Here is a 13834-nt window from a genome sequence, read left to right as displayed (position 1 = left end):
CCTCTAGCGACACACGCTCCAGCGCCCGACATCGACATGAAAGTGATTGCGATGGGCAGCGTTGTAATCCGGGCTCAACACCACACTGAATGCCTCGCAGGCGCCGTCGCGCACCTGGCGCAGAAACGCTGCGTCCTGATTTTGCTTGGGCCAGTCCTTGAGCACGCTGATGCTGCGCCCGTCAGCCAGACGAAACCCGGCGATGTCCAGCGCATCGGCGCTGGCATGACGGCTGAGTGCGCCGCTCTCGCGGTTGTAGACATTGCGGCAGGCGAAGCTGCCGAGGTGATCGAGGCGCGTGACCTTCTGGCCATAGATTGATTGAGCTGCCGGTTGCAGGGTGTGGTGTTCAAACATGGCGTAGGCGACCGCCAGCGGACAACTGGCGAGGAAACTGCTGCTCAGCGCCACCTCACCGCCTTGCACGCGCAAAGCGCCGATCAGCGGGCACTTGGCGTCGGGGCTGTCGGATTGCCGGGTGACGCGCAGATCAGAGCTGCTCAACGCTTGAGCGCAAAGTTCTGGATCACTGCGCAAGCGCATCAGCTTGTAACCGGTGAGCCAATTAGGCGCGGCTTTCACGTCCAGCGGCGCCCAAGGATTCCATTGCGGCGGCACCTGCAACCAGCCGCGCCAGACACTGAACGCGGCACCGCCGATCATCAACAGCACCAGGCAAAATATCCATCGCCCCATGTTCAGCCTTTGAAGAACTGATTGGCTTTGGCGTACGGCATCGACTGCGAGGTGAAGCCGAACGTGCCGGACTGCTGAATTTCTTCAGCGGCGCGGAAGAACTCGCCGAACGCCGCCAGCGCCAATGCCGAACCGGTGCTGATGCGGCGCACGCCCATGTCCTGCAAGTCTTGCACGGTCAGTTTCAAACCGCCGGACATCAACACGTTGACCGGTTTCGGCGCCACCGCGCGCACCACCGCCAACACTTCTTCGGCGTTGCGTAAACCCGGCGCGTACAGCACGTCGGCGCCTGCGTCGGCGAAGGCTTTCAAGCGGCGAATGGTGTCATCGAGGTCAGGATTGCCGTGCAGATAGTTCTCCGCACGCGCGGTGAGGATGAAAGGAAATGGCAGCGTGCGCACGGCCGCGACAGCGGCTTCGATGCGCGCGACGGCATGTTCGAAACAATAGATCGGCGCATCCGGGCGGCCCGTCGCATCTTCGATCGAACCACCGACCGCGCCCGCTTCGGCGGCACGCAACAAGCTTTTCGCGGACTCGGTCGGGTCATCAGAAAAGCCGTTTTCCAGATCCACCGCCACCGGTAAATCGGTCGCAGCGACAATCGCGCGGACGTTGGCCAAGGTCTCATCAAGACTCAACGCGCCATCGGCCTTGCCCTGGGAAAACGCATAACCGGCACTGGTCGTGGCCAAGGCCTGATAGCCGAGGCTGGCGAGCATCTTCGCCGAACCTGCATCCCACGGATTGGGAATGACGAAGACTTGCGCACGCTCATGCAGCGCTTTGAAGGCGTGGGCTTTACGGGTTTGTGCTTGAAGGTCTGAGGCGTCCATCGGCTGGCTCCCGGGCAGGAAAACGAATCCGCCTCAGAGCAGGCCAAGTTGCTCGGCGGCGGGTTCTCTGTATAGCTCAGGCAGCGGTGGCAGGCCAGGCAAACGTTGCATCAATTGTGCGTGAAAACGTTGCGCCAGCTTCGCCGCCAACAGGTTGTCGGCGGTGTGCAGGAAGATGTACGGCGTGCGGCCCTCTTCGATCCACTCGGCGATTTTCGCCACCCACGGCACGAGGAACGTATCGTTGGCTTCAAGCTCGGGATGGCCGATGAAGCGCACCTGCGGGAATTGCGTGAACGCCGCCGGGCGCGTCGGCACGCGGGGCTTTTTCGATTGCGCGTGAATCACCGAGGATTCGGTCGACAGGCAACTGAACAGCGCACGCGGATCAAGGCAGATGCGCTCGACGCCACGGTCGAGCAACAAGCGATTGAGCAGGCGTTCGCTCTCACCCTTGGCGAAGAACTGTTCATGGCGCACTTCCACCGCCAGCGGGCAATCCAGCGCATCGATGAACGCCGCCAGTTCCGGCAGCCGATGTGGCGTGAAGCTTTTCGATAATTGCAGCCACAACGGCGAAACACGCTGACCGAGGGGTTTGAGTAATTGCAGGAAGGTTTCGGCGGCGGTCAGTTGCTCGCGCAAGTCGCCGCTGTGGCTGATGTCGCCGGGGAATTTGGCGGTGAAGCGAAAGTGTTCGGGCATGACCTCGGCCCATCGCTGCACGGTGGCCGGCGACGGGCTGGCGTAGAAGGTCGTGTTGCCTTCGACGGCGTTGAACACTTGAGAGTAGAGACTGAGGAAGTCAGAGGTTTTTGCATCTACCGGGTAGAGATACTCGCGCCAGGCGTTTTCGCTCCAGGACGGGCAACCGAGGTAGTAAGGCAAATCCATCAGATGTACAGATCGAGGCCCAGCACGTCTGCATCCCAATCGACAAAACCGGCAGTGCTCAGGTAGCTGGCGAGGGCCATCGCTACGCTTTTGCTCATGGCGCGGTGGTAAATCATGTCTTGTTGGCGGGCGGGCAGATTGGCCAGGCGTTGTGCGGAAGCTTTGGCAGCGCGGGCGGCCAGTTGCTCTTCAGTCGGGAATTCCAGCTCGCCGTCGATATCGTCGACGGATTCATCCACGGTCACATTGCCTTTGCGAGGCTTGCGCTTGATGGGATAGGACTGAGAGGAGAGGCCGTCTATACGCATAAGTTCATGCTCGGTATCGATGATGGCAATTTAGCGGCACCGGGCCGACTTAGCAAACTGCCGAGTGATAACTAGAACACATAAAGCGCAAAAGGTTTAAAGCGAGGGGGTGGAAACTGACGATTGGCAGACTTCTGGCAGCGCACTGCCCACTGTGGGAGCGAGCTTGCTCGCGAAGAGTTCAGCACATTCAACATTGATATAGGCTGACACGACGCCTTCGCGAGCAAGCTCGCTCCCACAGGGAATGTGTTGAATCAGCGAGCCTTGGGGGTGGCGACTTTGTCGCGCAGGTAAACCGGTTGTGCGTCATCTGCCGGGATCGACTCGCCGCGCTCCCAAGCGAAGCGCGCCAGCGTCAGCAAGTCTTCAGCGTGAGGAAGCATGCCCGCATCCGAGCCCGTCAGATTGACGGCGATGCGCTCGGAATAGCCCCAACCGGTGCCGGCACCAAACCAGTCGCCACTGGCATCCGCCGGCAGCGCGACCACTTCCGGCGGCAGCACCGCTTCGGCGCCGACCAGACGCATCTCCCCCGCCGTCTCGCGGTAGCAGCCCCAATACACTTCATCCATCCGTGCATCGATGGCCGCCGCGACCTGGCTCACGCCATGTTCACGCAAAGCCCGCTGCGCCAGCACCGCCAGGTTGGACACCGGCAACACCGGGCGATCCAGCGCAAACGCCAGGCCCTGCACGACACCAATGGCAATCCGCACCCCGGTAAACGCACCCGGCCCGCGACCGAAGGCAATCGCATCGACCGCTTGCAACGTGGTGCCAGCGTCGGCCAGCAGTTGCTGAATCATCGGCAGCAGCTTCTGCGCGTGCAGGCGCGGGATCACCTCGTAATGGCTCGTGACCTTGCCGTCATGCAGCAAGGCAACGGAGCAAGCTTCAGTCGCGGTGTCCAGGGCCAGCAAGGTGCTCATCGATGTTTCCAAAACAGGGGTGGGAAAAAGTGCGTCAGTATAAACAACTACGGCCCGCAAGCGGGCCGTGGATGATGCTGCGATTCAGACTTTTCAGCTCAGCGCTGCCAGCACCTTGGCGGTGATTGCATCAACCGAACCTACGCCTGGAATGTGGCTGTACTTCGGCTTGCCAGCATTTTTGGCGGACAGGTTCTGATAGAACTCCACCAGCGGCTTGGTCTGCGAGTGGTAAACCGACAGGCGATGACGCACGGTTTCTTCAGTGTCGTCCTTGCGCTGTACCAGCTCTTCGCCGGTGATGTCGTCTTTGCCAGCGATTTTCGGCGGGTTGTAGACGATGTGGTAAACGCGGCCGCTGGCTTCGTGAACACGACGACCGGCGATGCGTTGAACGATTTCTTCGTCTTCAACTGCGATTTCAACCACAGCGTCCAGCTCGACGCCGGCGGTAACCAGTGCTTCGGCCTGCGGAATGGTGCGCGGGAAGCCGTCGAACAGGAAGCCGTTGGCGCAGTCAGGCTGAGCGATACGATCTTTTACCAGTGCGATGATCAGGTCATCCGACACCAGGCCGCCGGCATCCATGATGCTCTTGGCTTGCACGCCCAGCGGAGTACCGGCCTTGACCGCTGCACGCAGCATGTCACCGGTGGAAATTTGTGGAATGCCGAATTTTTCGGTGATGAACTTTGCCTGAGTACCTTTACCGGCCCCGGGAGCTCCCAGCAGAATGACGCGCATTAGATGTGCTCCTCAATTTTTTTATAAAAAGCTTTTACAAAACAAAGGATTCGCCTCTTGGGACGAATCCTGAAAATACGGGACGTGGCCGCAGAAACGGCCAAAGGCTGATCAAGATACACAGCAGGCTGCGCCCACACAAGACGCCAAAAGTCGGAGAAACCTTCGCCCGCCGCGACCCTGCGACGCGGTGACCCAAGTCGCAACCCCATCATTAACTGTCGCCTGGCGGCACTTTCACCCGTCAGGCAAAGCGGCAACCGACGCCTGTGGCCGGTGCCGCATGTCGCCACAAAATCGTTAGCCGGTGTTGCGCAAACCGGCGGCGATCCCCGCCACAGACACCAGCAACGCCTGTTCCACCGGGCTGCCCTGCTCGACATTCTGCTGCCGTGAACGGGCCAGTAACTCGGCCTGCAATAGATGTAGCGGGTCAAGGTAAGTATTGCGCAGACGGATGAATTCGAGGGTGTCCGGGCTATGCGCCAGCAGCTGCGACTGACCGGTCAGACCAAGCACCACCGCGCACGCCTGCGACAATAGGTCGCGTAACTGCGCGCCCAACGGCAGCAAATCCGCCTCGACCAGACGCTCGTCGTAGGACAACGCGATGTCCGCGTCGGCCTTGGCCAGCACCATTTCCAGCATGTCGATGCGCGTGCGGAAGAACGGCCACTGCTCACGCATCTGCCCGAGCAACTCGCCTTCGCCGCGCTCCAGCGCTTTGCTCAACGCCGATTCCCAGCCGAGCCACGCCGGCAGCATCAGCCGCGTCTGCGTCCAGCCGAAGATCCACGGTATCGCCCGCAGACTTTCGATGCCGCCCGCGCGGCGTTTCGCCGGACGACTGCCGAGCGGCAAGCGGCCCAACTCCTGCTCCGGTGTGGACTGACGGAAATACTCAACGAACTGCGGATTCTCTCGCACCACCTGACGGTAAGCACTGACACCATCGGCCGCCAATTCATCCATCAGATGGCGCCATTCCGGCGTCGGTGGCGGCGGTGGCAGCAACGTCGCTTCAAGCACCGCCGCCAGATACAGATTGAGGTTTTGCTCGGCGATGTCCGGCAGGCCGAATTTGAATCGAATCATTTCCCCCTGCTCAGTGGTACGGAAACGCCCCGCCACCGAGCCTGGTGGCTGCGACAGAATTGCCGCGTGCGCCGGGCCGCCGCCACGGCCGACGGTGCCGCCGCGACCGTGGAACAGCAGCAATTCAACTTGCTGCTCACGACAGATTTCCACCAAGCGTTCCTGCGCACGATATTGTGCCCAGGCCGCTGCAGTGGTGCCGGCGTCCTTGGCCGAGTCGGAGTAACCGATCATCACTTCCTGCGGGCCTTGCAGCCGTGCGCGGTAGCCCGGCAACAGCAAAAGTCGCTCCATCACCGGCCCGGCGTTGTCGAGGTCGGCGAGGGTTTCGAACAGCGGCACCACACGCATCGGCCGCAACACGCCGGACTCTTTGAGCAGCAGTTGCACGGCGAGCACATCGGAAGCGGCGCCAGCCATGGAGATCACGTAGGAGCCGAGCGAAGCGCCCGGTGCGGCAGCGATTTCCTTGCAGGTGTTGAGCACTTCTGCGGTGTCGGCCGACGGTTTGAAGTGCGCCGGCAGCAATGGCCGGCGATTAGTCAGTTCTTGCGTGAGGAAACGGATGCGCTGTTCTTCATCCCAATCTTCGTAGCGACCGAGGCCGAGGTAGTCGGTGATTTCAGTCATCGCCGAGCTGTGCCGCGACGAATCCTGACGCACATCGAGGCGCACGAGGAACAGGCCAAACGTCACCGCGCGACGCAGGCAATCGAGTAACGGCCCGTCGGCAATCACGCCCATGCCGCATTCGTGCAGCGAGTTGAAACACAGCTCCAGCGGATCGAGCAGGTCGCGATTGTTGCTCAGCACATCGGCTGGCGCAGGCGTTGGCGCGGTCAGTGCGGCGTGTGCCCAATTGCGCGTGGCACGCAGGCGTTCGCGCAGTTGCTTGAGGACTGCGCGGTACGGTTCGGCGCTGTCGCCCGCCTTGGCTTTGAGCGCATCGCTGGCCTGCTGCATCGACAGCTCGGCCGCCAGATGATCGACATCGCGCAGGTACAAATCGGCGGCCATCCAGCGCGCCAGCAGCAACACTTCGCGGGTCACTGCGGCGGTGACGTTGGGATTGCCGTCACGGTCGCCGCCCATCCACGAAGCGAAGCGAATCGGCGCGGCTTCCAGTGGCAGCCGCAGGCCGGTCGCTTCAAACAAGGCCTTGTCAGCCTTGCGCATATGGTTGGGAATCGCCTGCCACAGCGAATGTTCGATCACCGCGAAACCCCACTTGGCTTCGTCAACCGGCGTCGGTCGCGTGCGGCGGATTTCTTCGGTGTGCCAGGCTTCGGCGATCAGCCGTTGCAGAGTGTTTTGAATTTGCTCGCGTTCGGCGCTGGTCAGGTCGCGATGATCCTGCGCGGCGAGTTGCCCGGCGATCGCGTCGTACTTCTGGATCAGCGTGCGTCGCGCCACTTCGGTCGGGTGCGCGGTCAGCACCAGTTCGATTTCCAGTCGCGACAGCTGGCGGGCCAGCGATTCGGCGCTGTGGCCTTCGTTGCGCAAACGTGCGAGCAACTCGGGCAATACGCGGGATTCGAACGGCGCCGGCTGCGACTCTTCGCGCCGATGGATCAACTGATACTGCTCGGCGATGTTCGCCAGATTGAGAAACTGGTTGAACGCGCGCGCCACCGGGAGCAATTCGTCCTCGCTCAATTGATTGAGGCTGGCGCTCAGTTCAGCGTCCATCGAGCCTCGGCGGTCGGCCTTGGCGCCCTTGCGAATCTGCTCGATCTTGTCGAGGAACGCCTCGCCGTACTGGTCTCGAATCGTATTGCCCAACAGCTCTCCGAGCAGGTGAACGTCTTCGCGCAAGCGTGCATCAATATCGGTCATCAGCAATTCCCCAGCAGTAATCCGGACGGCTTAGAAACGAGTGCATGACCTAGAGAGTGCCGCTCTGCGCCGCTTCTTACAAGCATCCGACCAAGGGACTTTAAACCTTGTGGCCGAAAGCTAGTCTCAACAGTAAGCCGTACAACGGCTTGCCGCCGGCCCCGGCGGACACTCACCCAGACCTGCCATGAGCAGGTGCGAAATGAGGTCATCATGAAAATTCGTGAACTCGCCCAGCATTGGGAAGAAAACGCCAAAGGTCGCCTGACTGACACTGGCTACACGATTCATCTGGACGTTGAAGCGGCTGCGCGACTGGCCGCGATTGCCGAGATGTACCCCAAACGGCATGCCGAAGAATTGCTCGGCGAACTGATTGGCGCAGCGCTTGAGGAGTTCGAAGCGAGCCTGCCGTATGTGAAAGGTTCGACGGTAGTGGCGACGGATGAGGAAGGTGATCCGCTTTACGAGGACGTCGGGCCTACGCCGCGTTTTCTGGCGCTGTCGCGGCGGCATTTGCATGACCTCTCGGCTGTTGAAGGCAAGCAAAAACACTGACACAACACACATCAAACTGTAGGAGTGAGCCTGCTCGCGATAGCGGTTTTTCATTCAACATTTTTATTGTCTGATACGACGCCATCGCGAGCAGGCTCACTCCTACAGAAATCGTATTGCAAGCCGAAAATCGTTTGTTTTCTGGCTTTTAGAACCCCGCGCGTACCGCTCTATCCCGCCAAAGTTCCCGCTTTAGAGCCTTGTCCATTCAGTCAAAAAATATTTTGGCGATTAGCCATCTTTTCTGAACTTTTGAAAAATCACTCCGGTCGGAACCTGTAACCACGCCTGGAACGAGCGTTTCAAAAACGCCTTTCACACGACGCTTTTCGGCTCCTCGACCAGGATGGATTTAGATGTTTTCAGGAGATGCCTAATGGAGTTGAAGACCATGAAAAACCAAACCTCGTTTACCCACCTGCGCGGTCTGAAACTGGCTGCTCTGGCGATCGGCACCAGCTTCGTTCTGGCCGGTTGCGCCGGTAATCCACCGACCGAGCAATACGCCGTGACGCAATCGGCCGTGAACAGCGCCGTCAGCGCTGGCGGTACCGAGTTCGCAGCAGTCGAGATGAAGCAAGCGCAGGACAAACTGAAACAAGCCGAAATCGCCATGCACGACAAGAAGTATGACGAAGCCCGCACCCTGTCCGAGCAAGCCGAGTGGGACGCTCGCGTAGCCGAACGCAAAGCTCAGGCAGCCAAGGCTGAACAAGCCGTGAAGGATTCCCAGAAAGGTGTTCAGGAACTGCGTCAGGAAAGTCAGCGCACCGTGCAATAAGCGCGCATCCCGACCGCAAAGCTGAAACTTTTATCGATAGAAAGGACGACAAATTATGCGTAAGCAACTGATGATCCCAGCTCTTCTGGCCGCAAGCGTTGCCCTGGCTGCCTGCTCCACTCCGCCTAACCCGAATCTGGAAAACGCGCGCACCAACTACGCCGGCCTGCAAGCCAACCCGCAGGCAAGCAAAGTCGCAGCGCTGGAAACCAAAGACGCCAGCGATTACCTGGACAAAGCCGACAAGGCTTATCTGGACAAGCAAGACGCGGCCAAGGTTGACCAACTGGCTTACTTGACCAATCAGCGAGTAGAAGTGGCCAAGCAGACCATCGCCCTGCGCACCGCTGAAAACAACCTGAAAAACGCCGCTGCCCAACGTGCTCAAGCGCGTCTGGATGCCCGTGATCAGCAGATCAAACAACTGCAGGACAGCCTGAACGCCAAGCAGACCGATCGCGGTACGCTGGTGACTTTCGGTGACGTACTGTTCGCTACCGATCGTGCTGACCTGAAATCCAGCGGTCTGGTCAACATCAACAAACTGGCGCAGTTCCTTCAGGAAAACCCGGATCGCAAAGTGATCGTCGAGGGTTACACCGACAGCACCGGTACTGCCAGCCACAACCAGACCCTGTCTGAGCGTCGCGCCAACTCCGTGCGTACCGCACTGGTGAAAATGGGCGTTGATCCAGCGCGCATCGTCGCTCAGGGTTATGGCAAGGAATACCCGGTTGCCGAGAACAGCAACGCTTCGGGCCGTGCGCAAAACCGTCGTGTGGAAGTGACCATTTCCAACGACAACCAGCCGGTTGTGCCACGTTCGGCTGTTAGCTCGAACTAAGCTGTAGGCTGTAACGCAAAAGCCCCGCCTGAGTGATCAGGCGGGGCTTTTTTCAGATCAAAAGATCGCAGCCTTCGGCAGCTCCTACAGGGAACGCATTCCAATGTAGGAGCTGCCGAAGGCTGCGATCTTTTGCTTTTATGGCTGGAGCTTTTGCGGGGTCTCTTCACCCATGCAGCGCACGGCTTTTTTCTGCGCATTGATCAGCACACCGGTCAAACCTTTCTGCTCGGTATCAAACAACACCAGCACGCCATCAATGCACTGCGCCACTTGCGCTGCCGGCTCCAGCGAAACTTTGTAATCCTCCCCCGGCACCGTTTTGAGCATGGTGAATTCGTTGAGCAGCAACGCATCCTCGGGTTTGGCGAAGTGCAGGTAACCGTAGTACCACAGCGCCCCGACGGTGCCGAGGATGCTGCAGATACCGGTGATGATCAGCGGGATGGCGTTGCGTTCTTCAGTCATTGCGGACTCTCATCTTCAGAATTCGGGGGTGTCGGGTAATTGGGGATTTCACCGAGGCGGCGCAGGCCGTTGAAATGCTCGGGATCTTCCAGATAGCGCAGCATCACCTGGCGCCACACCGGGTCGCCGAAGGTTTGCACATGGCCGCCGCGAGTCAGTTGCAGCACGCGCGGTGGCGGCGCAGCTTGATACAGACGGATGCCGTTGGAAAGCGGAACCAGCGGATCGTCGATGCTGTGGAAGATCAGCTTCGGCACGCCATTCAGCTGCGGCATCGAGTTGATCGCACTGTCGCCATCCGGCACCAGCCACGACAGCGGTACTTGGAATGGCCAGGTCAGCCACGACGTGCTCAGCGCGTATTGGCCGACGCTGCGGTAACTGGCAGGTACGCCGTCGAGCACCAGCGCCTTGAGCTGCTTCTGCCGCTCCGGATGCTGCACCAGCCAATGCACGGCCATCGAACCGCCAAGGCTCTGGCCGAGGAGCACCAGCGGTTTGCCTTTGACTTCCGGCGCCTTGTCGAGCCAGGCGAACGCGGCGTCGATGTCCTGATAGATCGCCGGCAAACTCGGTTCGCCCTCGGACAAGCCATAACCGCGATAGTCGACCAGCAGCACTTGATAGCCGTTCTTCGGCAACCACCAACTGCCGCCCAGATGCATCGGTAGATTACCGCCGTTGCCGTGCAGGTGCAGGACGGTGCCTTTGACCTCGACGCCGGGCTTGGCCGGTAGCCACCAGGCGTTTAGCTTGAGGCCATCGGCGGTGACCAGCGTGACGGTGCGGTATTCGAGCTTGGCTTTTTCCGGGGTGAAGATCTGGCCCGGTTCGGGGTAGAACAATAACGAGCTGCAACCGCTGAGGGTCAGGAGCAGGCAGAAAATGCCGAGGATTCTCATCCGGTGAAACCTCGCAGAATTTGATAGTACGGTTCGGAGAAAAACCTATAACCCTGTGGGAGTGAGCTTGCTCACGAAGGCGGAGTGTCATTCGACATATGCGCTGAATCTCAGACCGCTTTCGCGAGCAAGCTCGCTCCCACAGGTTAAGGGTGTGGGTTAGAGGATATTGGAGTAGTCCGCTTCGATCCGGTCCAGGCTCAGGTGATTGAGAAAGTTGGAGAAGCACATCCACGCCGACAACGCGTTCAAATCGCGGAACTGATCCGGCAAGTATTTCGGCGCCACCACCAATCCCTCATCCACCAACTGACGCAAGGTACGCATGTCTTCCAGCGTGGTCTTGCCGCAGAACAACAGCGGGATCTGCTCGAGCTTGCCCTTACGCACGGCCAACTGAATGTAGTTGTAAACCATGATAAAGCCCTTGAGATAGGACAAGTCTTTGGTAAATGGCAGCCCCGTCGGCGTCGATCCACGGAACACGCGACTGGCGTTGCCGTAGCTTTCCGCCATCTCGAAGCCCTGCTCGCGGAAGAATTCGAACACCTGCAAAAAGTCCGCGCCCTCCTCGACCATGTGAATCGCGCGGGTACGGTTGGTCAGTTTGCGCAGGCGGCTCGGGTAGGAGGCGAAGGTGATGATTTCCATCAGGATCGCCAGGCCTTCCTGGGTCACCGTCGACGACGGCGGGCCTTTGGAGAGGAAGGTGCAAATCGGCTGATTCAAACCGTTGAGCGTGGTGCCGACGTGTACCAGCCCTTCGTGAACTTCCAGCGCGCGCACGTCGCGATCGTTGAACATCGCGTCGGTGCGGATCTTGATGTAATCCGCGCCCGCCGCCGCGTCAGCGACGATGCCGTCGGACTCGAACACGCGAATGGTTTCCTCGGCCTCACCGAAGACTTTGTTCAGACGCGTCTGCAACAGGTGCACGGCGTCTTTGGCGGTGAGGGTTTTCGGCTCATCCTTCAGGTCGCCACGGCCGTCGATGTTGTTGAGGTAGTCGGACATCATCAGGCCAAGGTCGGCCAGGGTCGGGTCGCCGGCGTGGAACGCATCGGACGCGGCGCCATACAGCTCTTGCGAGATCAGACCGAAATCCTCGGTGCCGCGCGCTTCGAGCATGCGCACGACCATGCGGTATTCCTTGCACATGCGCCGCATGATCTGCCCGACCGGGTTGAACTGGCCGAGCTGACGGGTGATGTCGCGCTCGATGTTCTGGAATTCCAGTTTGACCTTGCTCGAATCGAAACTCAGTGGCCGATTGAGGTAGTAGTCGCGGTCGATCGCCGGCATTTCCTTGCCTTTGGCCTTGAGAAAACCCTTGCGGATGTTCTCGTCCCACTTGACCGCGTCGAGGACACGGATCGGCGTTTGCGCCAGCACAATGCGGTCGGACAACATGCGTATCGTCTGCTGGTAATCGTCCACCCGAAACTCCTGTAGATACGTGACGTACTGAATTTATTTGGCGCGGGCCTGGCGCTGGTAACGCACGGCCTCGACGAAAACATCGGAATTGGCCGGATCATCGAGGTAAGCAAAGACCTTGTCGAGGCTGCTGTCGACCTGCACGCCGTCGCCATCGTCGGTCTGGAAGGCCTGACCGTCGAGGGCTTTTTGCTTGATCGCTTGATTGATCTGCTCGAGATCGAGGTTGTAGACCACCAATTCGTGTTTGTCGGTGAGCTCGAAACCGGCGATGGTGAAGTGGCCGCCGTACTGCGCCGGGACTTTTGCCGACAAGTACCAGCGGTTGCCGTGGCGCGAGACGGTGAACGGATAGGCTTCGCGTTCGCGGGGTTTGGCTTTGAAATACGCGACCGCCTGATAGCGATCATTGCCCAGGCGCGTCAGCTCGAGGTTCATCGGTTCACCCCAGGCGTTGGTGCTCGACCATTTGCCGAGCAAACCTTTGGGCGCCGGCTCACTGGCGTTCAGCGGCTCCTTGAACGTCACCAGACAACCACTGAGCAGCAGGAACGACAAGGCGATCAGCACGCTACGCCAGGCTTTCATTCGATACTCCCTATGAACATTCGCCGCCCTTGAATACGCCACCGAAACTGTGGGAGCGAGCTTGCTCGCGAAAGCGTCAGCACAGCCAACATTAACGTTGAATGTCAGTCCGTCTTCGCGAGCAAGCTCGCTCCCACAGGGTTCGGTGTTTCCCCAGAGGATCAGACCGACGCGAGCACCAGGTGCATGTAGCGCGTCAGAATGCCGAGCATGTCCTCTTCGGCCAAAGGCTCGGCGTCGTTGAGCAGGCCCTGATATTCCATCCGTCCGATAATCGCCGTCAACACCTTGGCATCTTGCTGCGGTTCGCGCGAGCCCAGCACCTGAAACAATTGGCAGGTGCCCTGCAACAGAATCTGCTGATGCGAGCGCACCAGAATCGCCAGCCCCGGGTTAAGCAACGCTTCCTGTCGGAACGCCTGCTCGGCCATCAAATGCTCGCGACGGTTGACCAACTGCCGGTGCACATAGTCGGCCATCAACCGCGCAATATCGTCCGCCAGTTGCGAACGCGACTCCGGGCTGCCATCACCGCTGACGACCATCTCACGCAACAGGCCTTCGTTGTTGTTCCACAACTTGGCCATGTATTCCGCGCTGCGCTCGACATATTGCGCGAAGGTATCGGTGAGCAGGTCATCGATGTCCTTGAAGTAATACGTAGTCGCCGACAGCGGCACACCGGCCTCGGCCGCCACCGCACGATGACGCACGGCGCGCACACCATCACGCACGACAATGCGCATCGCCGCGTCGAGAATGTCCTGGCGACGCTGCTCGCTGCCCTGTCGGCTGGCCTTGCGACCCTGGTACTGAACACTTTCAGCGACCGCAGTGGCGATACCCGCTGCACCTTCTTGAGCTATTGCACCCATCACGACCGGACTTCCTCTGCTAATTCCAAAGTAACCA

Annotated in this window: 15 protein-coding genes; 3 read left to right on the top strand and 12 right to left on the bottom strand. The window is 59.8% G+C overall.

The window, feature by feature from the left end:
• Positions 1 to 3: 3 nt before the first annotated feature.
• From AD669_RS05330 to ppc, 7 genes are all read right to left on the bottom strand, one after another.
• Positions 4 to 696 carry an extensin family protein gene (locus tag AD669_RS05330; RefSeq protein ID WP_053117570.1) on the bottom strand — a complete coding sequence of 231 codons (693 nt, stop codon included), beginning with the start codon at positions 694 to 696 and terminating at the stop codon, positions 4 to 6.
• A 2-nt stretch (positions 697 to 698) separates the two neighbouring features.
• Positions 699 to 1535, bottom strand: coding sequence for an oxaloacetate decarboxylase (locus AD669_RS05325; RefSeq protein WP_053117568.1), 837 nt, complete (start codon positions 1533 to 1535; stop codon positions 699 to 701).
• A 33-nt stretch (positions 1536 to 1568) separates the two neighbouring features.
• Positions 1569 to 2429, bottom strand: coding sequence for a DUF72 domain-containing protein (locus AD669_RS05320; RefSeq protein WP_053117567.1), 861 nt, complete (start codon positions 2427 to 2429; stop codon positions 1569 to 1571).
• Positions 2429 to 2737 carry a hypothetical protein gene (locus AD669_RS05315; RefSeq protein ID WP_053117564.1) on the bottom strand — a complete coding sequence of 103 codons (309 nt, stop codon included), beginning with the start codon at positions 2735 to 2737 and terminating at the stop codon, positions 2429 to 2431. Before AD669_RS05315 ends, AD669_RS05320 begins: the two co-directional genes overlap by 1 nt.
• 257 nt (positions 2738 to 2994) lie before the next feature.
• Complete coding sequence (tsaB, locus tag AD669_RS05310) at positions 2995 to 3669, bottom strand: tRNA (adenosine(37)-N6)-threonylcarbamoyltransferase complex dimerization subunit type 1 TsaB (RefSeq protein WP_053117562.1); 675 nt, start codon at positions 3667 to 3669, stop codon at positions 2995 to 2997.
• Between the two features lie 93 nt (positions 3670 to 3762).
• Positions 3763 to 4413 carry an adenylate kinase gene (gene adk / locus AD669_RS05305; RefSeq protein ID WP_053117556.1) on the bottom strand — a complete coding sequence of 217 codons (651 nt, stop codon included), beginning with the start codon at positions 4411 to 4413 and terminating at the stop codon, positions 3763 to 3765.
• Between the two features lie 300 nt (positions 4414 to 4713).
• Positions 4714 to 7344 carry a phosphoenolpyruvate carboxylase gene (gene ppc / locus AD669_RS05295; RefSeq protein ID WP_053117550.1) on the bottom strand — a complete coding sequence of 877 codons (2631 nt, stop codon included), beginning with the start codon at positions 7342 to 7344 and terminating at the stop codon, positions 4714 to 4716.
• A 213-nt stretch (positions 7345 to 7557) separates the two neighbouring features.
• On the opposite strand from ppc, the gene AD669_RS05290 reads away from it, so the two are divergent.
• The 3 genes from AD669_RS05290 (at position 7558) to AD669_RS05280 (ending at position 9527) form a co-directional block, all read left to right on the top strand.
• A complete protein-coding gene (locus tag AD669_RS05290; RefSeq protein WP_016983304.1) occupies positions 7558 to 7902 on the top strand; it encodes a hypothetical protein in 345 nt (114 codons plus the stop codon).
• 376 nt (positions 7903 to 8278) lie between these two features.
• Positions 8279 to 8683, top strand: a complete 405-nt coding sequence (locus AD669_RS05285; RefSeq protein WP_034154861.1) for a DUF4398 domain-containing protein — start codon at positions 8279 to 8281, stop codon at positions 8681 to 8683.
• A 55-nt stretch (positions 8684 to 8738) separates the two neighbouring features.
• On the top strand, positions 8739 to 9527 hold the full coding sequence (locus tag AD669_RS05280; protein WP_053117547.1) for an OmpA family protein: 789 nt from the start codon (positions 8739 to 8741) through the stop codon (positions 9525 to 9527).
• Positions 9528 to 9665: 138 nt separating this feature from the next.
• Here AD669_RS05280 and AD669_RS05275 read toward each other — a convergent pair whose 3' ends face one another.
• From AD669_RS05275 to AD669_RS05255, 5 genes are all read right to left on the bottom strand, one after another.
• Positions 9666 to 9995 carry a hypothetical protein gene (locus AD669_RS05275; RefSeq protein ID WP_053117545.1) on the bottom strand — a complete coding sequence of 110 codons (330 nt, stop codon included), beginning with the start codon at positions 9993 to 9995 and terminating at the stop codon, positions 9666 to 9668.
• Positions 9992 to 10897, bottom strand: a complete 906-nt coding sequence (locus AD669_RS05270; RefSeq protein WP_053117543.1) for an alpha/beta hydrolase — start codon at positions 10895 to 10897, stop codon at positions 9992 to 9994. The genes AD669_RS05275 and AD669_RS05270 overlap by 4 nt, the downstream gene beginning before the upstream one ends.
• 159 nt (positions 10898 to 11056) lie before the next feature.
• A complete protein-coding gene (locus AD669_RS05265) occupies positions 11057 to 12307 on the bottom strand; it encodes a flavohemoglobin expression-modulating QEGLA motif protein (protein ID WP_172680080.1) in 1251 nt (416 codons plus the stop codon).
• Positions 12308 to 12367: 60 nt separating this feature from the next.
• Complete coding sequence (locus tag AD669_RS05260) at positions 12368 to 12922, bottom strand: hypothetical protein (protein ID WP_053117537.1); 555 nt, start codon at positions 12920 to 12922, stop codon at positions 12368 to 12370.
• A 161-nt stretch (positions 12923 to 13083) separates the two neighbouring features.
• Positions 13084 to 13797 carry a TetR/AcrR family transcriptional regulator gene (locus AD669_RS05255; protein ID WP_053117532.1) on the bottom strand — a complete coding sequence of 238 codons (714 nt, stop codon included), beginning with the start codon at positions 13795 to 13797 and terminating at the stop codon, positions 13084 to 13086.
• Positions 13798 to 13834: the final 37 nt, after the last annotated feature.

Origin of the sequence: Pseudomonas sp. P1.31 (genome assembly GCF_001269815.1) — a bacterium.
Taxonomy (GTDB): Bacteria; Pseudomonadota; Gammaproteobacteria; order Pseudomonadales; family Pseudomonadaceae; genus Aquipseudomonas; species Aquipseudomonas rustica.
The sequence above is the reverse complement of the archived record's forward strand: the minus strand, read 5'-3'. Positions and strand labels throughout refer to the sequence as shown.

Excerpts from the sequence above, each read along its gene's own strand:
- AD669_RS05270 (WP_053117543.1), bottom strand. The coding sequence starts at position 10,897 with ATGAGAATCCTCGGCATTTTCTGCCTGCTCCTGACCCTCAGCGGTTGC.
- AD669_RS05285 (WP_034154861.1), top strand. The coding sequence starts at position 8,279 with ATGGAGTTGAAGACCATGAAAAACCAAACCTCGTTTACCCACCTGCGC.
- AD669_RS05330 (WP_053117570.1), bottom strand. The coding sequence starts at position 696 with ATGGGGCGATGGATATTTTGCCTGGTGCTGTTGATGATCGGCGGTGCC.
- AD669_RS05275 (WP_053117545.1), bottom strand. The coding sequence starts at position 9,995 with ATGACTGAAGAACGCAACGCCATCCCGCTGATCATCACCGGTATCTGC.
- AD669_RS05325 (WP_053117568.1), bottom strand. The coding sequence starts at position 1,535 with ATGGACGCCTCAGACCTTCAAGCACAAACCCGTAAAGCCCACGCCTTC.
- AD669_RS05315 (WP_053117564.1), bottom strand. The coding sequence starts at position 2,737 with ATGCGTATAGACGGCCTCTCCTCTCAGTCCTATCCCATCAAGCGCAAG.
- adk (WP_053117556.1), bottom strand. The coding sequence starts at position 4,413 with ATGCGCGTCATTCTGCTGGGAGCTCCCGGGGCCGGTAAAGGTACTCAG.
- AD669_RS05280 (WP_053117547.1), top strand. The coding sequence starts at position 8,739 with ATGCGTAAGCAACTGATGATCCCAGCTCTTCTGGCCGCAAGCGTTGCC.
- AD669_RS05255 (WP_053117532.1), bottom strand. The coding sequence starts at position 13,797 with ATGGGTGCAATAGCTCAAGAAGGTGCAGCGGGTATCGCCACTGCGGTC.
- AD669_RS05260 (WP_053117537.1), bottom strand. The coding sequence starts at position 12,922 with ATGAAAGCCTGGCGTAGCGTGCTGATCGCCTTGTCGTTCCTGCTGCTC.
- tsaB (WP_053117562.1), bottom strand. The coding sequence starts at position 3,669 with ATGAGCACCTTGCTGGCCCTGGACACCGCGACTGAAGCTTGCTCCGTT.
- AD669_RS05320 (WP_053117567.1), bottom strand. The coding sequence starts at position 2,429 with ATGGATTTGCCTTACTACCTCGGTTGCCCGTCCTGGAGCGAAAACGCC.
- ppc (WP_053117550.1), bottom strand. The coding sequence starts at position 7,344 with ATGACCGATATTGATGCACGCTTGCGCGAAGACGTTCACCTGCTCGGA.
- AD669_RS05290 (WP_016983304.1), top strand. The coding sequence starts at position 7,558 with ATGAAAATTCGTGAACTCGCCCAGCATTGGGAAGAAAACGCCAAAGGT.
- AD669_RS05265 (WP_172680080.1), bottom strand. The coding sequence starts at position 12,307 with ATGTTGTCCGACCGCATTGTGCTGGCGCAAACGCCGATCCGTGTCCTC.